Annotated in this window: 18 protein-coding genes; 14 read left to right on the forward strand and 4 right to left on the reverse strand. The window is 72.6% G+C overall.

Going from position 1 to position 19380, the window contains the following annotated elements; all coding sequences use genetic code 11:
• Positions 1–18 precede the first annotated feature (18 nt).
• Positions 19–1494, reverse strand: a complete 1476-nt coding sequence (locus ACFXGX_RS16530) for a beta-1,6-galactanase (RefSeq protein ID WP_384790830.1) — start codon at positions 1492–1494, stop codon at positions 19–21.
• Between the two features lie 284 nt (positions 1495–1778).
• Between ACFXGX_RS16530 and ACFXGX_RS16535 the strand changes: the two genes are divergently transcribed.
• Complete coding sequence (locus tag ACFXGX_RS16535; RefSeq protein WP_384790833.1) at positions 1779–2591, forward strand: class E sortase; 813 nt, start codon at positions 1779–1781, stop codon at positions 2589–2591.
• A 236-nt stretch (positions 2592–2827) separates the two neighbouring features.
• Here ACFXGX_RS16535 and ACFXGX_RS16540 read toward each other — a convergent pair whose 3' ends face one another.
• Entirely contained in the window at positions 2828–4273 is a 1446-nt protein-coding gene (locus ACFXGX_RS16540) for an MFS transporter (RefSeq protein ID WP_384790836.1), read from the reverse strand.
• A gap of 174 nt (positions 4274–4447) precedes the next feature.
• Here ACFXGX_RS16540 and ACFXGX_RS16545 point away from each other — a divergent pair, with 174 nt between their 5' ends.
• The 4 genes from ACFXGX_RS16545 to ACFXGX_RS16560 all read left to right on the forward strand — a co-directional run bounded on the left by ACFXGX_RS16545 (position 4448) and on the right by ACFXGX_RS16560 (position 7813).
• Positions 4448–5020 (forward strand): winged helix-turn-helix transcriptional regulator, encoded by a 573-nt coding sequence (locus tag ACFXGX_RS16545; protein ID WP_384790839.1) that lies wholly within the window; start codon positions 4448–4450, stop codon positions 5018–5020.
• Between the two features lie 434 nt (positions 5021–5454).
• Positions 5455–5763, forward strand: coding sequence for a DUF6412 domain-containing protein (locus ACFXGX_RS16550; RefSeq protein WP_384790841.1), 309 nt, complete (start codon positions 5455–5457; stop codon positions 5761–5763).
• Between the two features lie 169 nt (positions 5764–5932).
• Positions 5933–6709 carry a YidC/Oxa1 family membrane protein insertase gene (locus tag ACFXGX_RS16555; protein WP_384790979.1) on the forward strand — a complete coding sequence of 259 codons (777 nt, stop codon included), beginning with the start codon at positions 5933–5935 and terminating at the stop codon, positions 6707–6709.
• A gap of 246 nt (positions 6710–6955) precedes the next feature.
• On the forward strand, positions 6956–7813 hold the full coding sequence (locus ACFXGX_RS16560; RefSeq protein WP_384790844.1) for a fumarylacetoacetate hydrolase family protein: 858 nt from the start codon (positions 6956–6958) through the stop codon (positions 7811–7813).
• A gap of 303 nt (positions 7814–8116) precedes the next feature.
• Here the strand turns inward: ACFXGX_RS16560 and ACFXGX_RS16565 are convergent, their stop codons facing one another.
• The gene (locus ACFXGX_RS16565; protein ID WP_384790847.1) at positions 8117–8590 is read right to left on the reverse strand and encodes a heme-degrading domain-containing protein; all 474 of its coding nucleotides are present in this window, start codon (positions 8588–8590) and stop codon (positions 8117–8119) included.
• A complete protein-coding gene (locus tag ACFXGX_RS16570) occupies positions 8587–9678 on the reverse strand; it encodes a Gfo/Idh/MocA family oxidoreductase (protein WP_384790850.1) in 1092 nt (363 codons plus the stop codon). The genes ACFXGX_RS16565 and ACFXGX_RS16570 overlap by 4 nt, the downstream gene beginning before the upstream one ends.
• Before the next feature lie 57 nt (positions 9679–9735).
• Between ACFXGX_RS16570 and ACFXGX_RS16575 the strand changes: the two genes are divergently transcribed.
• From ACFXGX_RS16575 to ACFXGX_RS16615, 9 genes are all read left to right on the forward strand, one after another.
• Positions 9736–11010: an ROK family protein gene (locus ACFXGX_RS16575; RefSeq protein WP_384790853.1), complete on the forward strand. Its 1275-nt coding sequence runs from the start codon at positions 9736–9738 to the stop codon at positions 11008–11010.
• Positions 11011–11635: 625 nt separating this feature from the next.
• A complete protein-coding gene (locus ACFXGX_RS16580; RefSeq protein ID WP_384790856.1) occupies positions 11636–12544 on the forward strand; it encodes a hypothetical protein in 909 nt (302 codons plus the stop codon).
• 138 nt (positions 12545–12682) lie between these two features.
• Positions 12683–13441: a GntR family transcriptional regulator gene (locus ACFXGX_RS16585; RefSeq protein WP_384790860.1), complete on the forward strand. Its 759-nt coding sequence runs from the start codon at positions 12683–12685 to the stop codon at positions 13439–13441.
• A gap of 141 nt (positions 13442–13582) precedes the next feature.
• On the forward strand, positions 13583–14707 hold the full coding sequence (locus tag ACFXGX_RS16590; protein ID WP_384790863.1) for a TIGR03364 family FAD-dependent oxidoreductase: 1125 nt from the start codon (positions 13583–13585) through the stop codon (positions 14705–14707).
• Positions 14701–15414, forward strand: a complete 714-nt coding sequence (locus ACFXGX_RS16595; protein WP_384790866.1) for an HAD family hydrolase — start codon at positions 14701–14703, stop codon at positions 15412–15414. Before ACFXGX_RS16590 ends, ACFXGX_RS16595 begins: the two co-directional genes overlap by 7 nt.
• Positions 15411–16463, forward strand: coding sequence for an ABC transporter ATP-binding protein (locus tag ACFXGX_RS16600; protein ID WP_384790869.1), 1053 nt, complete (start codon positions 15411–15413; stop codon positions 16461–16463). The genes ACFXGX_RS16595 and ACFXGX_RS16600 overlap by 4 nt, the downstream gene beginning before the upstream one ends.
• Positions 16456–17433: a 2-aminoethylphosphonate ABC transporter permease subunit gene (locus ACFXGX_RS16605; RefSeq protein ID WP_384790872.1), complete on the forward strand. Its 978-nt coding sequence runs from the start codon at positions 16456–16458 to the stop codon at positions 17431–17433. The genes ACFXGX_RS16600 and ACFXGX_RS16605 overlap by 8 nt, the downstream gene beginning before the upstream one ends.
• Complete coding sequence (locus tag ACFXGX_RS16610) at positions 17420–18217, forward strand: ABC transporter permease (protein WP_384790875.1); 798 nt, start codon at positions 17420–17422, stop codon at positions 18215–18217. Before ACFXGX_RS16605 ends, ACFXGX_RS16610 begins: the two co-directional genes overlap by 14 nt.
• A gap of 60 nt (positions 18218–18277) precedes the next feature.
• Positions 18278–19369 carry a 2-aminoethylphosphonate ABC transporter substrate-binding protein gene (locus ACFXGX_RS16615; protein ID WP_384790878.1) on the forward strand — a complete coding sequence of 364 codons (1092 nt, stop codon included), beginning with the start codon at positions 18278–18280 and terminating at the stop codon, positions 19367–19369.
• Positions 19370–19380 lie beyond the last annotated feature (11 nt).

The following is a 19380-nucleotide window of genomic DNA, read 5'->3' on the forward strand; positions in this document are numbered from 1 at the left end:
GGGTCGGTCAGTTCCGCCTCATGCCACCACCCCGTCCACCTGCAGCGTCTGAACCGCCCCGGCCGGGAACGAGACGGCCACGGACTTGCCGTTCAGGTAGGTGTCCGAGTGGGCGGTGTAGAGGTCGCCGGTGCCGGAGGTCAGGGTGTTCCAGCGGGGGACCAGGCCGCCCGTGCCGCCGGAGACCGTGGTGAAGCGGGAGAGGTCGAAGGTCAGGGTCTGGGCGGACGTGGCCTTGTTCGCCGCGACGATCACCAGGCGCTTCGCCGTCGCGTCGTACGCCGCCACCGCGTAGTCCACGCCCGTGTCCACGATCGTCATGCCGGGGCGGATGTGGCGGCTGAACTGGGCCATCACATACAGCTTCGTCTCGACCGCGCCGGCCGTCAGGGTGCCCGCGTCGTACTTGATCATGCCCCAGCCCGCCGTGGGGTCCATCACCTGCCAGTAGACCCAGGCGGTCGGATGCAGCCAGCGGAAGTCGAGGAGGAGGTTGCTCGCCAGGGTCAGGCCGGTGCCGTCGCCGTCGCCGTACTCGGAGTTCCACAGCGCCTTGCCGGACGACGTCACGGCGTCCGTGTAGAGAAGGTCCCGGCGGCCGCCCGAACCCTGGTAGCCGTGCACGTTGACCCGGTTGACCAGGGCCTTGGTCGTCGAGCTGAAGGAGCTCCATGTCGTACGGGCGAGGTCGTAGCTCGTCTCGTCGGACGCGGAGATCCTGGTGGCCGTCAGGCCGCGCTTGTCCAACTCGCTTCGCAGGTAGGGGAGTACGGCCGACTGGACGGAGGCGTCCATGTGGCAGCCCTCCTGGGTGCCGGTGGACGTCCACCAACTGGAGGAGGGCTCGTTGAACGCCTCCACGGTGGCGAAGTTCACGCCCCAGTTCGTCTTCGCGTAGAGGGCGACCGCCGCGAGGTGGGAGGCGTGCTGGCGGTAGTTCCAGGACTGGAGGTTGTTGCCGCCGCCTGACGCGCCCGACGGGTTGTGGTTCAGGCACATCCACCACATCGGGGAGTTGGCGAACAGCTCGCTCGTCGCGCCGCGCGCCGTCGCCTTGGTGAGGGCGGCGCGCTGGGTGGCGTCCGCCGTCCACTTCCAGGCCGAGGACGTCGGGTCCTCGTTGTTCCAGTCCTGCCAGTAGCCCTCGATCTGCTTGAAGGAGGGGATGTTGGCGGAGGCGGTCATGGTCTCGCCGCCCACGCTGTTCCAACCGCACGCGCCCAGGTTGTAACGGGCGATGGTCAGTCCGAGGCCGGGGCGCGAAGCGCCGTTGTACGTCGTCGACTTGGTGGTGAAGAAGAGGTCGGCGAAGTCGTCGCGGGCGCCGAAGACATTGGCCCACCACGCCAGTGAGGTGCCCCACCCCTCCCATTTCCCGTACGTCGTGGCCGGGTTGACGGCGATCGTCGCGTCCGCGCGGGCCGTGCCGGTCGCCAGGGCGCCGCCGAGGACCGCACCGCCCGCGGCGCCCAGAAGTGTTCTGCGTCGGATCATGGCTGGCTTCTCCGTCCGTCTCAGCACAACTCGCGTCCCCCGTAACGGAGTTGGCCATGGCTGTCGACTCGACTTCGAACTCGGTCGCCGGTTCGTACCCGCCGGCGCTTGCCCGTCCCACTGATGCCATCAGGAAGCATCGGGTGTGGCGCCTGAGGTTGTCGAGGGTTGTGACAGCCCTTTCTAAAACCGGTGGAGGAAGCCCCGCGCCGGACAGGAGCCGCGCGGGGCTGGAGAGTTGACGGGGTGACGCCTATCGTGCGCCCGGCGAAGGGGGCGTACGGATGCGGGCTCCGGGGGTCGTGCACCACGGCACGCGGCGACGGCGGGCCGCGTACCGGCGAGCGGTCTGGAGCGGTGCCGAGGTGCTCGTCACCGTCGGAGTGGTGCTGCTCCTGCTCGTCGCGCACCAGCTGTGGTGGACCAACCGGCAGGCGCGGCACGGCGCCGAGCGCAAGGTGCAGGCGCTGGAGCGGGAGTGGGGGACCCCGGACCCGGGGAGTTCCGGGAACGGTGGCGGCGCGGAGTCCGGTGCCGGTGCGGCGGCCAGGAGCGGCGGGGACGCGAAGGACGGGACCGGACGGGCGTCGGGGCGGAACTCTCCGTCCGGATCCGGGGGCGGCGGCGATCAGAAGCAACCCCGTTGGTCGCAGGCCTATGCCGTCCTCAGCATTCCGCGGCTCTCCCTGCGGGTGCCGGTCGCGGAGGGCATCAGCAAGGCGAACGTCCTGAACAAGGGCTACGTCGGTCACTACAAGGGCACCCAGCAGCCGGGGCAGGCCGGGAACTTCGCGCTCGCCGGGCACCGGAACACGCACGGGGAGCCGTTCCGGTACCTCCCGAGGCTCCGGCGCGGTGACACGATCACCGTGGAGACGAAGGCCGCCGTCTACACGTACACCGTCGACCGGACGATGTCGCAGACCTCCTCGCGGGACGTCGGGGTGATCCGCCCGGTGCCGCGCAGCACCGTCCGGCCGTCGTACGGGTACACGCGGCCGGGGTACTACATCACGCTCACCACGTGCACCCCCGAGTACACCTCCCGATACCGCATGGCGGTGTGGGGGAAGCTCACCTCCATGCGGCCCCGCTGACGAACGCCGGCCCGGCCGGTCACGCCCGCCGGGCCCGGCCGGTCACGCCCGCGGGGCTCCGCCGGTTACGTCCGCGGGGCTCCGCCGGTCCCGCCCACCGGGCTCGGGCGGTCACGTGCGTCGGGCTCCGCCAGTGGCGTCCGTCGGGCTCCGCCGGTCCCGCCCGCCGGGCTCCGCCGATCACGCCCGTCGGGCTCCGGCACAGCCGAACGCGGGCTCCGCCGGGTACGGCCGCGTCACGTCCGGTCCCGCAGGACCAGGACGCTCGCCGCGGCCACGGCGGCCAGTCCCGCCGACACGGCGATCGCGATGTCCGCGCCGTGCGCCGGCCCGCCGGTGGAGGTGACCAGGGCGATCGTGAGGGCGACCCCGGCGCACGAGCCGATGTAGCGGAAGGTCTGCTGGGCGCCCGAGCCCATCGCCGCGCGGGTCGCGGGCACGGACTCCACAGCCAGCAGGGGCAGCGCGGCGTTCAGCAGGCCGCTGCCCACCCCGGAGATCACGAAGCCCGGCAGCAGGTGGGTCCAGGAACCGGAGCCGATCGCGCCGAGCATCGTCAGGACGCCGGCCGCGTGCAGCGCGAAACCGATGGCGAGCTGATGGCGGTGCGAGACCCGGCCGGCGAGACGGCGGGCCTGGAGGGCGACCGTGAAGGAGAGCCCGGACCACAGCAGGAACAGCCACGCCGTGTCCATGGCGGACATCCCGAGCGTCCGCTGGAGCAGGGCCGGCAGGAAGCTGAACAGGCCGATCACCGCGAGGCCCATGAAGAGCCCGCCCGCGGACGAGGCGAGGAAGCGGCGGTGGCGGAGGAGGCCCAGGTCGATCATGGGTGTGTCGCTGCGGCGTTCGACGGCGACGAACACGGCCATCAGGACGAGGAACGCGGCCAGCAGCAGGCCGACCGGAGCACGCAGCCAGCCGTCGCGGCCGAGCGTCAGCGCCGCCACCAGCGACACCAGCGCGAGCCCGAAGGTCAGCGCCCCCGCGAGGTCGGGCCGGCCGCCGCGCGGTGCGCGGGACTCGGTCAGGGCACGGGTCCCGAGGAGGGCGACGGCCAGAGCGGCGGCGCCGAGGACGGCGTACGCCATCCGCCAGTCCCAGCCCGCGATCGCCCCCGCGAGCAGCGGGCCCGCCGCGATGCCGCCGCTGACGAACGCGCCCCACACCCCCGTCGCGTGCAGCCGCCCGCGCGGGGTCGGGAAGGCGTGCACGATCAGCCCCAGGCTGCTCGCGAGGATCGCCGCGCTCGCCGCTCCCTGCGCGATGCGGGCCAGGGTGAACAGCCAGGTGGAGTCCGCGAGCGCGCCCAGGGCGGTGGTGAGGCCGAGGGCGACCGTGCCGGCCAGGAAGATCCGGCGGCGGCCGTAGTCGTCCGCGAGGCTGCCCGCGACCAGGAGCAGTGCGGCCAGGCCCAGCGGGGTGCCGTTGAGCAGCCAGGCCTGGGCGGAGACCGAGGTGTGCAGTGCGGCCGCGGTGTCGGGGAGCGTGACCATCGGGGCCGTGTACGTCATCAGGGCCACGGCGGTGGCGGCGCTGGTGAGGACGAGGGTCGGGGTGGCCCGCGGAGCGCTGTCCGCCGAAGGGGCCGGAAGGGGAGTCGGGGAGGCCGGAGTGGCCGGAGAGACGCCGGTGGCGTGCGCGGGCTGCGTGCTGGTGTCGGGCCGGTCGAGCCGGGTCATGGCCTGCCTTCACTTCCCTGGGTCGGGTCAGTCGGTTCAGCGGGTCGGACGGTCGGTTCGGGCCGACCTCTCCGACATCCTTCAGTTCATTCATTGAACCTTGTGTGTGCATAGACCATAGCATCTAGGTTCGTTCAATGAACCAACAGGTCGAAAAGTGGCTACAGTGGGGGCATGGCTCTGGGCAAGGACTACGCGACGCAGGAATGCTCGATCGCCCGCGCGCTGGAGGTCGTCGGTGAGCGCTGGACACTTCTCGTCATCCGAGACGCGCTCTACGGCGTACGGCGCTACAACGACTTCCTGGTGCACCTCGGCATCCCGCGGGCCGTGCTCGCGGCCCGTCTCCAGGCGCTCACCGCCGAGGGGGTCCTCGAGAAGCGCCGCTACCAGGAGTCGCCGCCGCGTGACGAGTACGTCCTGACCGACCGCGGTGTCGCCCTGTGGCCCACCCTGCGCTCGCTCGGACTGTGGGGCCGCGAGCACTTCGGGGAGAGCCGTCTTCGGTACTTCCGGCACGCCGACTGCGGCACGGAACTCGGCCCCTACGGCGAATGCCCCCGCTGCGCGCTGGTCGTGCCCGTCCCGGACGTCGAGATGACGCCGGGCCCCGGGCTCGACCGGGACCCGGCGGATCCGGTCAGCCGCGCCCTGGTCGCGCCGAGGCGACTGCTGGAGCCGCTCGACATGGATCCACTGAAACCGGCGGCGGCCGTGTCCGGCGAGCCGGCCGCGCCGGACGCCTGACCCGTACGCAGCGACCGCGCCGGACGCCTGGCCCGTACGTGCCGGTTGCACCTGACGCCGGACCTGTACGTGCCGACCGCGCCGGACGTCTGGCCCGTACGTGCCGGCTGCACCTGACGCCGGACCTGTACGTGCCGACCGCGCCGGACGTCTGGCCCGTACATACCGACCGCGCCCGACACCTGGCCCCGTACGCGGCGACCGCTTGCCTCGTGCGTGCCGACCGCATGCCCTGCGTACGGACCGACCGCATGCCCTGCGTACGGACCGACCGCATGCCCTGCGTACGGACCGACCGCATGCCCTGCGTACGGACCGACCGCGCGGCGGACCCCGTGACCGATACCGCAGCCGATCCAGGGCGGTTGGTCCGGAACCATCCTGTATAACGAACGGAGAGACACGCGCGCCACGTACGAGAGGAGGAGCGGTCGATGATCCGGACCTGGGCCGATGCCCGCCCCGCCGCCGTACTGCTGCTCCTGCTCCTCGAGGTCGCCCTGCTCGACACGGGCACCCTCACCGCCACCGTCGCGATCGCGGCGACGGCCGCCGCCGGGTCCGCCTTCGCCGCGTGCTCCCTCATCGTGGCGCGCTGCGCGCCCGTCGTGCCGCCCACCCGGGTCCGTACGGCCATCCGCGACCGCGACCGCCGCACGGCCTTCCTGCCGCAACGCGATCCCGACGCCAGCGGACGGCCGCGTCCCAGGGCGCCCGGACACGCCCTCCCGGCGACCGCGTAGGGCACCCCCTTCCTCCACCCCCGGTGACCGTCCGCCCGGGGTGGCTCTCCACTCCCGGTGACTCACCCCGAGTGGTACTCCGTCACGGGTGACCCGCGCGGGTCGTCATGCCGCAATCCGTACTCCCGGCACGACGAGACCCCCGGAGGGCTCACGCATGTCCACGTTCATGTCCGTTTTCGCGCACCTGGTCGAGCACCTCGCCGATCTGCTCCAGCCGCTGTTCCACACCTCGGCCGCCGCCGCGGCGATCGTCCTGTTCACCGCGCTCGTACGCCTGCTCGTGCACCCCCTGTCGCGGGCCTCGGCACGCGGACAGCGGGCGCGGGCGGCCCTCCAGCCGCGGATCGCCGAGCTGAAGAAGGAGCACGGGAAGGACCGCGAGAAGTTCCAGAAGGCGCTGATGGAACTGCACGCCGAGGAGAAGGTGTCGCCGCTCTCCGGATGTCTGCCCAGCCTGTTGCAGATGCCGGCCTTCTTCCTTCTCTACCACCTGTTCTCCAGCTCGACGATCGGCGGCGAGGCCAACACCCTGCTCGGGCACAAGCTGTTCGCCGCGCCGCTCGGGGGCCGGTGGGCGGACGCGCTCGGCGACGGCGGGCTCTTCGGGCCGGCCGGTCTCGTCTACCTGGGCCTCTTCGCCGTCGTCACGGCAGTGGCCGCGTTCAACTACGTGCGTACGAAGCGGATGACCGCCGCCGCGACTCCGGCGGGCGAGGCGCAGAGCGAGGGCCGGAGCGAGAGTGAGCAGGCGGCCGCGACGGCGCTCGCCTCGGTCGGCAAGATCATGCCGTTCATGTCCTTCTTCACGCTGTTCACCGTGGCGGTGGTGCCGCTGGCCGCCGCCCTGTACGTCGTGACCAGCGCGACCTGGAGCGCCGTGGAGCGGGCGGTGCTCTACCGGGACATGCCGGGGGCGGCGCCCGCGGTCGCGGCTCTCGCCTGACGATCCTGGCTCTCGCCTGACGCGACCCTTGCTCTCGCCTGACGGCCCTTGCTCTCGCGTGACCGTGCCGTTCGTCCGTTCGTCCGGTCGTTCGTCCAGCCGTCCGGGCGGTGGGAAAGGTATGTCAGCCGGGTCCGGTCTGTGAACGGGGTCTTGCGGACTGGACGGTGAGCTTGGAGGATCGCACGGTCCCCCGACGGTCGCACCTGTCGGCCGGACGGCCCGCGACCGAGGGAGATGGTGACCATGAAGCTGCTGCGAGTCGGTACGTCCGGGTCGGAGCGGCCCGCGCTGCTCGACGCCGAGGGGACCCTGCGCGACCTGTCGGGCCTCGTCGCCGACATCGACGGGGCGCTGCTCGCCGACGACGCGGCGCTCGGCCGGATCCGGTCCGCGGCGGCGGCCGGTGAGCTGCCCGCGCTGGACGCGGACGGACTGCGCGTCGGACCACCGCTGGCCCGGATCGGCAAGGTCGTGTGCATCGGGCTGAACTACCACGACCACGCCCGGGAGACCGGGGCCGAGCCGCCCGCCGAGCCGGTGATCTTCTTCAAAGCGGCGGACACCGTGGTCGGGCCGTACGACACGGTGCTCGTGCCGCGCGGGTCGGTGAAGACGGACTGGGAGGTCGAGCTGGCCGTCGTCATCGGCCGTACCGCCCGCTATCTGGAGTCCGGGGAGCAGGCGCTCGCGCATGTCGCCGGGTACGCGGTGGCTCACGACGTCTCCGAGCGCGCGTTCCAGATCGAGCGCGGTGGCACCTGGGACAAGGGCAAGAACTGCGAGACGTTCAACCCGCTGGGGCCGTGGCTGGTGACCGCGGACGAGGTCCCGGACCCGCAGGCGCTGTCGCTGAGGCTCTGGGTGAACGGTGAGCTCAAGCAGGACGGTACGACGGCCGAGCAGATCTTTCCGGTCGCGGAGGTCGTCCGGTACGTGAGCCAGTTCATGACCTTGTACCCGGGGGATGTCATCAACACCGGTACGCCCGCCGGGGTGGCGCTCGGCCGGCCCGAGCCGAAGCCGTATCTGCGGGCGGGGGACGTCGTGGAGCTGGAGGTCGAGGGGCTGGGGCGGCAGCGGCAGACGCTCGCCAACGCGTAGGCGCTCCGCTGGGTTCGCCGGGTGGGGTTCGCTTTGGCCCCGGTGCTCTTCCTGGTGCGGGTGGGTTGTGGTTGGCCGCGCCGTTCCTCGCGCCCCTTGCGGAGGTGTGCCGTGCGTTGCTGGCTGCGGGTGCTTCGTGGTTGGCCGCGCCGTTCCCCGCGCCCCTTACGGGGCTGTGCTGTGCGTCGTTCGCTGCGGGTGGGTTGTGGTTGGCCGCGCCGTTCCCCCGCGCCCCTTGCGGGGCTTCCTCGCGCCCCTACGGGGGTTCCCCGCGCTCCTTGGAGGGCGCGGGGAACCGGGGTGCTACGCGGCCAGGAACTTTTCCAGGGCCTCTACGACCATCTTGTGGTCCTCGATCTGCGGGAGGCCCGAGACCACCACGGTGCCGACGACGCCCGCGCCCGTCACGGCGATCGGGAACGCGCCGCCGTGGGCCGCGTACGTGTCGGGGTCCAGGCGCGAGGAGTCCTCGAAGGTCGTGCCCTTGGCGCGGAAGCGCGAGCCGACCAGCAGCGAGGAGCACCCGTACCGCTCGACGACGCGGCGCTTGCGGTCGATCCAGGCGTCGTTGTCCGGGGTGGACCCCGGCAGCGCCGCGTGGAAGAGCTGCTGGCCACCGCGGCGGATGTCGATGGCGACCGGCGCCTCGCGCTCGCGGGCGAGTTCGACGAGGAGTGTGCCGAGGGCCCAGGCGTCGTCGTGGGTGAAACGCTGGAGCGTCAGCCGGCGCTCCTGCTCCTCCAGGTCGGCGATCTCCGGTGCGACGGGCGCGTTCACAGGGACACCACCACGGACTCGCGGGCGGAGCGGCGGGCCGCCTCCAGGACGTCGAGGGCGGCGCCGGCCTCGTGGGCGGTGACCGGGTTCGGGGCGCCGTCACGGATGGCGGCGGCGACGGCCGCGTAGTACGCCGGGTACGTGCCCGGGACCGTCGGCTCGGGACGGCCGCCACCGGTCAGCGGGGACTCGCCGGAGCCGACGCGGCCCCACAGGGCCTCCGGCTCGACGCCCCACGCGGCACCGGCAGCGGGGCGCTTGCCGTCGCGCAGGTCGGCCTCCTGCGGGTCGAGGCCGTACTTGACGTAGCCCGCCTGCGAGCCGAGGACGCGGAAGCGCGGGCCGAGCTGGGCGGTCGTCGCGGAGACGTAGAGGTGGGAGCGGACCCCGCTCTTGTGCGTGATCGCGATGAACGTGTCGTCGTCGGTCAGCGCGCCCGGACGGCGGACGTCCGACTCCGCGTACACCGAGGCGGCGGGGCCGAAGAGGACGAGCGCCTGGTCGACGAGGTGGCTGCCGAGGTCGTAGAGCAGACCCCCGATCTCCGCCGGGTCGCCGGACTCGCGCCAGCCGCCCTTGGGCTGCGGGCGCCAGCGCTCGAAACGGGACTCGAAGCGCCAGATGTCGCCCAGCTCGCCGTCGGCGAACAGCTTGCGCAGGGTCAGGAAGTCGTTGTCCCAGCGGCGGTTCTGGAAGACGGAGAGCAGCAGGCCGCGCTCGTCGGCCAGGGCGGCCAGCTCGCGGGCCTCCGCCGCCGTACCGGCGATGGGCTTGTCCACGACCACGGGGAGGCCGGCCTTCAGGGCGGCGGTCGCGATCGGGACGTGGGTCTTGTTCGGGGACGCGATGACGATCAGGTCGAGTTCGTCGGCGCGTGCCAGCAGGTCGTCGGGGGTGGCGGCGAAGCGCAGCCCGTCGCCGAACTCGGCGCGGGCCTGTGCCTGGCGCTCCGGGTTCGAGGTGACGACGGTGTCGAGGGCGAGCCCCTCGGTCGTGGCGATCAGCGGGGCGTGGAAGACGGAACCCGCGAGGCCGTAGCCGACGAGACCCACGCGAAGGGGCGTACCAGTACCAGTCATGCCTGTCATGCGTCCTACTTTCGCAACGCTGTTGCCAAAGTGCAAGCGCGGGGGACAATGGGTGATGTGAACAGGACCAATGCGGGTGGGGCCGGGAAGCAGGGGAGCCCCGGGAATCCAGGTGTACCCCGGACTTCCGGAGTTTTCGCGGACCAGGGCGGGGGCGGGGCCTCCGGTGTCTTCGCGAACCAGGGTGTCCCCGGGAATCCGGGTGGTGGCGGTGGTGGGGGTGGCGGCGCGGGGGCGGTCGGGGTGAATCTTCCTGCCCTGCGCAGTCACAACGCCGCGCTGGTGCTCGATCTGCTGCGCACGGCGGGGGCCTCCGGCATCAGCCGCCTGGAACTCGCCGAGCGGACCGGGCTGACCCCGCAGGCGGTCAGCAAGATCACCGGGCGGCTGCGGGCCGACGGTCTCGCGACGGAGGCGGGGCGTCTCGCGTCCACGGGCGGAAAACCCCGTACGGTGCTGCGGCTCGTGCCCGAGGCGGGGCACGCGGTCGGGCTGCATCTCGACCGGGACGAGCTGACCGCGGTGCTCTGCGACCTCACCGGGTCGGTGGTGGCCGAACGGCGCGCCCCGCTGGATCTGGGGGCCGGGTCCGGCGCTGTGGTCGAGGGGGCGGCCGGGGAGGTCTCGGCCCTGCTCGGCGGGGTGTCGCCGCTGGGTGTGGGGGTCGCCCTGCCGGGGCCGCTCGATCACACCCTGGGGGTGCTGCACCGCGTGACGGGATTCCCCGAGTGGGACGGGTTCGCCCTGCGGGACGCGCTGGCCGGGCGGCTCGGGCTGCCGGTGGTCGTGGACAAGGACACCAACGCGGCGGCGCTCGGGGTCGCGGTGGGAACCGGGGCCCGGTCCGGCTCCGGCATCGCGGGCGGCGGGTCCTTCGCGTATCTGCATCTCGGTACGGGACTGGGCGCCGGGCTCGTGATAAGCGGGGCCGTGCACCGGGGGGCCCGTACCGGGGCCGGGGAGTTCGGACACCAGGTCATCCAGCTAGACGGGCCGCTGTGCGAGTGCGGGAACCGCGGGTGCATCGAGGTGCTGTGCCTGGACGCGGTGGGGCGGGGGACCGTGGCCGAGGCGGCCCGGGTGCTGGGCGCCGGAGCGGCGAACCTGGTGGGGCTGCTCGACATCGACCTCGTGCTGCTGGGCGGGCGCACGGTCGCGGCTCACGAGGAGGTCTTCCTCCAGGGCGTCGGGGCCGTACTGGAGGAACGGGCCCGGCGTGAAGGAGGCGGCGCGGCGGTGCCGGTCCGGGCGGCCCCCGGCGGCGCGCGAGGAGTGGCCGAGGGCGCGGCCCAACTGCTCCTGGCTCCGCTGTTCGGGCGCGGGGAGGGCTGAGCGGGTCGCCGCCGGTGGGCGCGTGCGCCGGACGGGGTCGAGTGGGGCGGCGTGTCCGTGGCGCGTGCTTCGGCCGGGGAGGTTCGCTTCGGGCGGGCCGGGGGAAGCTGAGCGGGCCGGGGGACGCCGAGTGGGCTGGTGCGCCCGCGGAGTACGCCTCGGCCTCGGTTCGCGGTTCGCGGGTCGTCCCCGAAGGGCCGGTCGGGCCGGTAGGGGCGCAAGCGGGCCCGCCGGGCGAAAGCGAGCCGGTCGGGCGAGAGCGAGCCGGTCGGGCGAAAGCGAGCCGGTGCGGGGGCCGGCCGGGCGCCAGGGCCCTTCGGCTACCCGGTCGGGCCGGTCGGGCCGGTCGGGCGAAAGCGAGCCGGTGTCTGGGCCGGCCGCCCGTACCAGGGATCTTCGACAAGCGGTGCCGACAGCGGTGCCGACGAGTGGTGCCGACGAGCGGTGCCACCGGACCGTGCCGCCGGACGGTGGGACTTCGGGGGCCGAACGGGGGTGACTCCCCGTTCGGCGGTCTGGCGGAAGGGGTGCGGCGTGGCAGGGTCACGGGGCCATTGCCGGTGACCGAACCGACGCATTCGACCCTCCCGATCCCCGCCCCCTCCCGATCGGCCAAAGGCTCCTCATGCGACTGCGTACCTCTCATCCGCTCGCTCCGACCGCCCTCGCCCCGACCGCTCTCGCGCTGTTCGTGACGTTCACGCCTGCCCCGGCGCAGGCGCTGGACGTCCGCCCGGACTGTGTCTCGTCCGACACCCACGACTTCCCGATCAAGACCCGGATCCACGGCGGCCCCGACGCCTACGAGGCGGGCGGCGGCTCCGGGACCTGGTACATCGACCTCACCAACACCACGGCACACCCCTGCGGGGCGATCCATCCGGTCGTCGTCCTCGTGGACGAGAAGCGGACGCTGCGGCCGGAGCAGGCGCGGCTGGAGTTCTACGAGGGGGAGCGGGCCCACGCGGTGCGCTTCGAGCGGAGCGACGAGGACGAGAACGTCGGGCCGTTCGACGACGGCTTCCCCGGCTTCACCGTCGCCCCCGGCCGCACCCTCACGGTGAAGGTGCGGCTCTCCCTGGCCTCCGGCGTGAGCGCCCCGAACGCCGTCGTCGCGAACGCGGCCGTGGTGCAGAAGCACGACGACGACGGCGACTGGGTGGGGGAGTCGAACGCCTACCGCTTCCGGATCGAGGGCGCCGTCGAGGACCAGGAGCCGGAGCCGGGCAGGGAGACCGGTACGGGGGAGGACCCGGACGCCACGGGGGAGGACCTGGGCGGTACGGGTGACACCGGTGCCGACACCGGCGCGAGTCTGGGCGCGAGTGAGGACCCCGGTGCCGCGGCCCGTACGGGCACGGGCAGCGGGACCACCGCCGGGACCGGTACGACGGCGCCGTCCGCCGCCGAACTGGCCAGCACAGGACCCGGCAGGCCGAACCGGCCGGCACTGGCCGCGCTCGCGCTCGCCCTCGGCGCCCTCGGAGCCGGACTGTTCGCCCTGGCCCGGTGGATGCGCCCGCGCCGGCGCTGATGGCCGGAGCGGTGTCCGGCGCCGGTGCCTGGCAACGGTGTCCGGCGCCGGTGCCTGGAAGCCGGCGCGCCTGGCAGCGGTGTCCGGCGCCGCCACCTGGCAGCGGTGCGGTGAGCGCCGTCTGCGACGATCGTTTCCGTGGACTATCCGAACGACCAGGACCCCGGCGCCCCCGTCCGCTCCGGTATTCCTGAGCACGGCCGCATCCCCAAGTACTACGCGGTCAAGGCGCACATCGCCCGGCTCGTCGAGGAGCTGGGCGAAGGAGGGCTCCTGCCCACCGAGCGCGACCTCTCCGAGACGTACGAGGTCGCCCGCGAGACGGTGCGTCAGGCGCTCCGTGAGCTGCTGCTCGAAGGGAAGCTGCGCCGGCAGGGCCGCGGCACGGTGGTCGCCGGTCCCAAGCTGGAGCAGCCGCTCTCGCTGGCGAGCTACACCGAGGGCGTACGGCGGCAGGGACGCACCCCCGGCCGCACGCTCGTCTCCCTCGACCGCTTCCCCTGTCCGGAACCACTCGCCGCCGAGGCGGGGCTGCGGCGCGGTGAGCCCGTCTGGCACATGGAGCGGGTGCTGCTCGCGGACGACGAACGGGTCGGGCTGGAGAGCACCTATGTCGCGGTCGGCCGGGTCCCGGACCTCGACCGCGACTTCGACCCCGACTCCTCGTTCTACGCGTACCTCCACGACCGTCTCGGTGTCGCGTTCGGCGACGCCGACGAGCGTATCGAGACCGTACTGGCCACTCCGCGCGAGGCGCTGCTCATCGGAACGCCTCCCGCGCTGCCGATGCTGCTGATCCACCGGATCTCGCGGGACACCCGGGGGCTGCCGCTGGAGCGGGTGCGGACGCTGTACCGGGGGGACCGGTTCTCCTTCACCGCGCGTCTCGGTGGCTGATCCTCGCCGGTGAGGCGGGCTCCGGCCCGCCTCTTTTTATAACGTGAAGATAACGGGTCTAGCCCAAACGTGATGGGCAGTTCATCATTCGGTTGCCGGCCGGACCCTCCCGATTCCCTCGTCCCCAGGAGCGTTGCCGTCGTGAGAGTGATAGTCGTCGGAGCCGGCGTGGTGGGAACCCTGCACGCCTGGCATGCGGTGGAGCGCGGCCACGAGGTCGTCCAGATCGAGCGTGAGGCCGAGGCCCGCGGGGCCTCGCTGCGCAACTTCGGACAGATCTGGGTCAGTGGACGCGCCGGAGGAGAGGAACTGGAAACCGCCCTCAGGGCGCGGCGGTTGTGGGAGGAGATCGGGGCGCAGGTCCCCGGCCTCGGCTTCCGGGCGTGCGGGTCGCTGACCCCCGTGCGCAACCCGCGCGAACTCGCCGTCGCCGAGGCCGCCCTGGCCCGCGACGACGCCGCCGCCCGGGGCTACGAACTGCTCACGGCGGACCGGGCGCGAGCCGTCAATCCCGCGCTGCGCGGCGCCTTCGAAGCGGCCCTGTACTGCGAGCGGGACGCGGCCGTCGAGCCGCGCACCGCCCAACTGGCCCTGCGGGAAGCGCTGCTGAAGTCACCGAACTACACCTTCCGGCCCGGCCGCGAGGTCCGCGAGGTGATCGGCGAGAACGCCGTGCGCGACGACCACGGGGACATCCACGCCGGCGACGCCGTCGTGCTGTGCACGGGAGCCTGGCTCGGCGGTCTCGTGCGCGAACTGGCGGGCCCCGACCTGCCCGTGCGGCGCGTGCGACTCCAGATGATGCAGACCGACCCGCTGGGCGAGCCGCTCACCACCTCCGTCGCCGACGCGGACAGCTTCCGCTACTACCCCGCGTACCGGAGCGCGGCGCTCGACGAGCTCGACGCCGTTCAGCCGCAGGCGCCGACCGCCGCCGAACACCGGATGCAGTTGCTCATGGTGCAGCGCGCGGACGGCGGGCTCACCATCGGCGACACCCACGAGTACGAGCACCCCTTCGCCTTCGACACCCTCGAAGACCCCTACGACCACCTCGCCGAGGTCGTCGAATCCTTCCTCGGCCGCCCGCTGCCGAGGATCCGGCGCCGCTGGGCCGGGGTGTACGCGCAGTGCACCGACCCGAGCCGGGTCGTGCACCGCCAGCAGGTGCGGGACGGGGTGTGGCTGGTCACCGGGCCCGGTGGGCGCGGCATGACCTGCTCACCCGCGATCGCTGAGACCACCGCCGACGAGCTGGGATGGTGACCGAGTTGAACGACATACGACTTGTGGTGCTCGACATGGCCGGCACCACCGTCGCCGACGGCGGCCTCGTGGAACGGGCCTTCGCCGCGGCCGCCGCGGAGCTGGGCGTCGAGCCCGGTTCCGCCGACCACGCGGCGAAGCTCGACCACGTACGGGCCACCATGGGCGAGTCCAAGATCTCCGTCTTCCGGCATCTGTTCGGTGCGGAGGCCCTCGCCCGGCGCGCCAACGCCGCCTTCGAGAAGGCGTACGGGGAACTCGTCGACGACGGGCACATCGCGCCGGTCGCCGGGGCCCGTGAGGCGATCGAGGAACTCCATGGCGGCGGCCGGACCGTCGCCCTGACCACCGGGTTCGCCCGTGTCACCCAGGACGCGATCCTCGACGCCCTCGGCTGGAGCGACCTGGTGCCGCTCACGCTGTGCCCCGCGGACGCCGGAGGCCGCGGACGCCCGTACCCCGACATGGTGCTGGAGGCCTTCCTGCGGACCGGGGCCGCGGAGGGGGTCCACCAGATCGCCGTCGTCGGCGACACCACGTACGACATGCGAAGCGGTGTACGCGCCGGGGCGGGTGTCGTCGCCGGTGTGCTCACCGGGGCGCACCGGGAGGAGGCGCTGCGCGCCGCCGGGGCCGGATACGTGCTCGGCTCGGTCGCCGAACTCCCCACGCTGCTCGCCGATGCCGCCGCCGGAGCCGGACGATGAGCGGCGGCATCCGCTTCGACCGGGTCTCCGTCGCCTACGAGGGCACCACGGTTCTCGACTCCCTCGACCTGACCGTCGAACCCGGCGAGGTGATGGCCCTGCTCGGACCGTCGGGCTCGGGGAAGACCACCGCGCTGCGGGCGGTCGCCGGCTTCGTGCGGCCCGCCGCCGGGCGCGTGTTCATCGGCGACCGCGATGTGACCGGACTGCCCCCGTACCGGCGGGGGATCGGCATGGTCGTCCAGCAGTACGCGCTCTTCCCGCACATGCGGGTCGAGGACAACGTCGCCTTCGGCCTCAGGGCGCGCGGGGTGTCCAAGGGCGAGATCCGCGAACGGGTGGCCGAGACACTGGAGATGACCGGGATGTCCGCGTACGCCCGGCGCCATCCGCGCGAGCTGTCCGGCGGGCAGCAGCAGCGCGTCGCCATCGCGCGGGCGCTGGCCATCCGGCCGGGGGTCCTCCTGCTCGACGAGCCGCTGTCCGCGCTCGACACCCGGCTGCGCTCCGGAATGCTCGCCGAACTCGCCCGTTTGCACCGGGAGTTGCCCGACGTGTCGATCCTCTACGTCACCCACGACCAGGTCGAGGCGCTGACGCTGGCCGACCGGATCGCCGTCCTGGACAAGGCGCGGCTGCGGGACGTCGGCACACCGCGGGAGCTGTACCGGGCGCCGCGCACCGGGTTCACCGCGGCTTTCGTGGGCGAGGCGAACCTGCTGCCGGTACGGGTGGTGGCGGACGGAGTCACCTTCGCCGGGACCGAGTTGAAGGTGCCGACGGGGGACGCCGCCGAGGGTGCCGGCGCCACCCTGTGCGTACGGCCGCACCTCGTCGGACTCGGCGCCGGCCCCAACGTCCTCAACGGGCGTCTGGCCGAGGTGCAGTGGCGCGGTGCGACCCATCGCCTCCACGTCGACGTGGGCGGCCATCGGGTGATGGCCGATCTGCGGGAACTGCGCACCGCCCCCGCGCCGGGCGACCTCGTCGACCTGCACTTCGCACCGGAGGACGCCGTGCTGCTCGCCGCAGGGGTGACCGATGGGTAGGTCAGGTGAGCCCGTGATCACAGGTGACCCGGCGTCGTCGGCTGCGCCCGCCCTCCCCCGGGCTCCCGGCTCCGTCCCAGCAGGGGACACCCTCATCGCCCCGCGGAACGACGGCCCACGGCGGGTGAAGGGGAACGGAGGTTCCCGGCGTCGGCCCACCGCCGCGCTCTGGGCCCTCCCGCCCGTAGCCGTCCTCGGCCTCGTCTTCCTCTACCCGCTCGCCCTCGTCGTCCAGCAGTCGTTCCGGCCCGAGACCGGGGGGACCTCGGCGCGGGCCTACGGTGAGGTGTTCGCCTCCACCGCGTTCCGGGAGGCGCTCGGGACCACCGTATGGCTGGCGGTGGGGTCCACGGCCGGCTGTCTGGTCCTCGGGTTCGCGCTCGCCCTGGTCATCGCCTTCGTGCCGTTCCCCGGAGCGAAGGCGGTCGCCCGGTTCATCGACGTGTTCCTGTCCTTCCCGTCCTTCCTGATCACGCTCGCCCTGCTGTTCGTCTACGGGACCGCCGGCATCGCCAACGGGCTCTGGGCCGGCGCCACCGGGGCCGCCGAGGGCCCCTTCCGGTTCCTGACCACACCATGGGGGGTACTCCTCGCCGAGGTCACCTACTTCACCCCGTTCGTGATGCGGCCCCTGCTCGCCGCCTTCTCGGGGATCGACACCCGGCAGCTAGAGGTGGCGTCCTCGCTCGGGGCGCGGCCCGCGCGGATCGTGCGCCAGGTGATCCTTCCCGAGGCGCTGCCCGCGCTCGCGGCCGGCGGCAGCCTCGTCCTCGTGCTCTGCCTGAACGAGTTCGGGATCGTCCTGTTCACCGGGGCGAAGGGGGTCACGACCCTGCCGATGCTCGTCTACAGCAAGGCGATCCTGGAGTCGGACTATCCCGGAGCCTGTGTCGTCGCCGTCGTCAACGTCCTGATCTCCGTGGGGCTCTACGGTCTCTACCGGGTGGTGAGCCGCCGTGCTGGTGCATAGCCGCAAGGGCAAGTGGGCCGTCTGGGCCCTCTTCCTCGTCCTCTTCCTGCCCCTGTTCGCCCTGCCGCTGCTCGTCGTCCTCGCCGCGTCCTTCGCCACCAACTGGTCCGGCGCGCTCCCGTCCGGCCTCACCGCCGGGCACTACGCGGCCGCCACCCGGGGCGAGTCCCTCCACGCCCTCACCACCAGCCTGGTCACCGCGGTCACCGCGAGTGCGCTCGCTCTGCTCGTCGGCACCTGGGCGGCGCTCGCCGGGCACGCCCTGGGACGGCGCGGCAGGCGTGTCCTCGACACGCTGTTCATGCTGCCGGTCGCGGTGCCCTCCGTCGTCGTCGGGCTCGCGGTCCTGGTCGCCTTCTCCCAGCCGCCGATGCTGCTCAACGGCACCCGGTGGATCGTCTTCCTCGCGCACGCCGTCCTCGTCACGGCGTTCGCCCATCAGTCGGTGTCGGCGGCCGTCGTCCGTCTCGACCCGGCCTACGAACAGGCCGCCGCCTCGCTCGGCGCCCGGCCCTCGACCGTGCTGTGGCGGGTGCGGCTGCCCCTGCTGCTGCCCTCGCTGACCGCCGCCGCGGGCCTCTGCTTCGCCCTGTCCATGGGCGAGTTGAGCGCCACCATGATGCTCTACCCGCCCGACTGGACCCCGCTCCCCGTCCGGATCTACGCGGCCACCGACCGCGGCGCCCTCTTCACCGGGTCCGCGCTCGCCGTGGTCCTCATGACGGCGACGGTGCTCGTCCTGTCCGCCGTCTCCCGGATCCGCACCAGGGCCTCCTACCGCTGATCCGCCCACCCGTCCGTCCCACCCTCAAAAGCCCTGACACCGCAAGGAGTTCATCTCGCCATGCCCGCACACGCGCACTCCCGGCACCTCGCTCCGATCGCCGCCGTCATCGGCGCCCTCGCCCTCGCCGGCTCCCTCACCGCCTGCGGCGGGGACTCCGCGGCCTCCGACGTCAAGGTCGTCACCGTGTACAGCGCGGACGGCCTCAAGGGCGAGAACGGGGACGGCTGGTACGACAGACTCTTCAAGGACTTCGAGAAGCAGACCGGGATCAAGGTCGAATACGTCGAGGGAGGCTCGGGCGAGATGGTCCAGCGGGCCGTCCGCGAGAAGACGAACCCGCAGGCCGACGTCCTGGTCACGCTCCCGCCGTTCATCCAGCAGGCCGACGGAAAGGGGCTGCTCCAGAAGTACGCGCCCAAGGGCTCCGAGCAGGTCGACGGGGCCGACAAGGCCGCCGACGCGACCTGGACCTCAATCGTCAACAACTACTTCGGGTTCGTCTACGACAAGAAGGAGCTGAAGCAGGCGCCCACCACCTGGAACGAGCTGCTGGACGGGACGTACGAGAACAAGCTCCAGTACTCCACCCCGGGCGTCGCCGGAGACGGAACCGCCGTGCTCATCAAGGCGATCCACGACTTCGGCGGCAAGGACGCGGCGCTCGCCTACCTGAAGAAGCTCCAGGCCAACAACGTCGGCCCGTCCGCGTCCACCGGCAAACTCGTCCCCAAGGTCGACAAGGGCGAACTGCTGGTCGCCAACGGAGACGTCCAGATGAACTACGCGCAGTCCAAGGACATGCCGAACCTGGGCATCTGGTTCCCGCGGGCCACCGACAAGGCCGCCGACGCGGCCGGGAAGCCGACCACCTTCGCGCTTCCGTACGCCGCGGGCCTCGTCACCAAGGCGCCGCACTCCGAGAACGGCGAGAAGCTCCTCGACTTCATGCTGTCCGCCACCGCGCAGCGGCAGGTCAGCGAGATCGGCGGCGGCTTCTCCGCACGCAAGGACGTCAAGGCCACCGACGCCAACGCCATCGCGCTCACCAAGGTCATGGACGGCGTCGAGGTCTTCCAGCCGGACTGGTCAGACATCGACAAGAACCTGACCACGTACGTCGAGGACTGGAAGTCCGCCACGGGGAGCTGATCCACCACCGA

Origin of the sequence: Streptomyces sp. NPDC059371 (assembly GCF_042751995.1) — a bacterium.
Taxonomy (GTDB): domain Bacteria; phylum Actinomycetota; class Actinomycetes; order Streptomycetales; family Streptomycetaceae; genus Streptomyces.

What these genes read in the sequence shown, in the direction of transcription:
- ACFXGX_RS16530 (WP_384790830.1), bottom strand. Translation starts at nt 1,494, where the DNA reads ATGATCCGACGCAGAACACTTCTGGGCGCCGCGGGCGGTGCGGTCCTC.
- ACFXGX_RS16535 (WP_384790833.1), top strand. Translation starts at nt 1,779, where the DNA reads ATGCGGGCTCCGGGGGTCGTGCACCACGGCACGCGGCGACGGCGGGCC.
- ACFXGX_RS16540 (WP_384790836.1), bottom strand. Translation starts at nt 4,273, where the DNA reads ATGACCCGGCTCGACCGGCCCGACACCAGCACGCAGCCCGCGCACGCC.
- ACFXGX_RS16545 (WP_384790839.1), top strand. Translation starts at nt 4,448, where the DNA reads ATGGCTCTGGGCAAGGACTACGCGACGCAGGAATGCTCGATCGCCCGC.
- ACFXGX_RS16550 (WP_384790841.1), top strand. Translation starts at nt 5,455, where the DNA reads ATGATCCGGACCTGGGCCGATGCCCGCCCCGCCGCCGTACTGCTGCTC.
- ACFXGX_RS16555 (WP_384790979.1), top strand. Translation starts at nt 5,933, where the DNA reads ATGTCCGTTTTCGCGCACCTGGTCGAGCACCTCGCCGATCTGCTCCAG.
- ACFXGX_RS16560 (WP_384790844.1), top strand. Translation starts at nt 6,956, where the DNA reads ATGAAGCTGCTGCGAGTCGGTACGTCCGGGTCGGAGCGGCCCGCGCTG.
- ACFXGX_RS16570 (WP_384790850.1), bottom strand. Translation starts at nt 9,678, where the DNA reads ATGACAGGCATGACTGGTACTGGTACGCCCCTTCGCGTGGGTCTCGTC.
- ACFXGX_RS16580 (WP_384790856.1), top strand. Translation starts at nt 11,636, where the DNA reads ATGCGACTGCGTACCTCTCATCCGCTCGCTCCGACCGCCCTCGCCCCG.
- ACFXGX_RS16595 (WP_384790866.1), top strand. Translation starts at nt 14,701, where the DNA reads ATGGTGACCGAGTTGAACGACATACGACTTGTGGTGCTCGACATGGCC.
- ACFXGX_RS16600 (WP_384790869.1), top strand. Translation starts at nt 15,411, where the DNA reads ATGAGCGGCGGCATCCGCTTCGACCGGGTCTCCGTCGCCTACGAGGGC.
- ACFXGX_RS16605 (WP_384790872.1), top strand. Translation starts at nt 16,456, where the DNA reads ATGGGTAGGTCAGGTGAGCCCGTGATCACAGGTGACCCGGCGTCGTCG.
- ACFXGX_RS16615 (WP_384790878.1), top strand. Translation starts at nt 18,278, where the DNA reads ATGCCCGCACACGCGCACTCCCGGCACCTCGCTCCGATCGCCGCCGTC.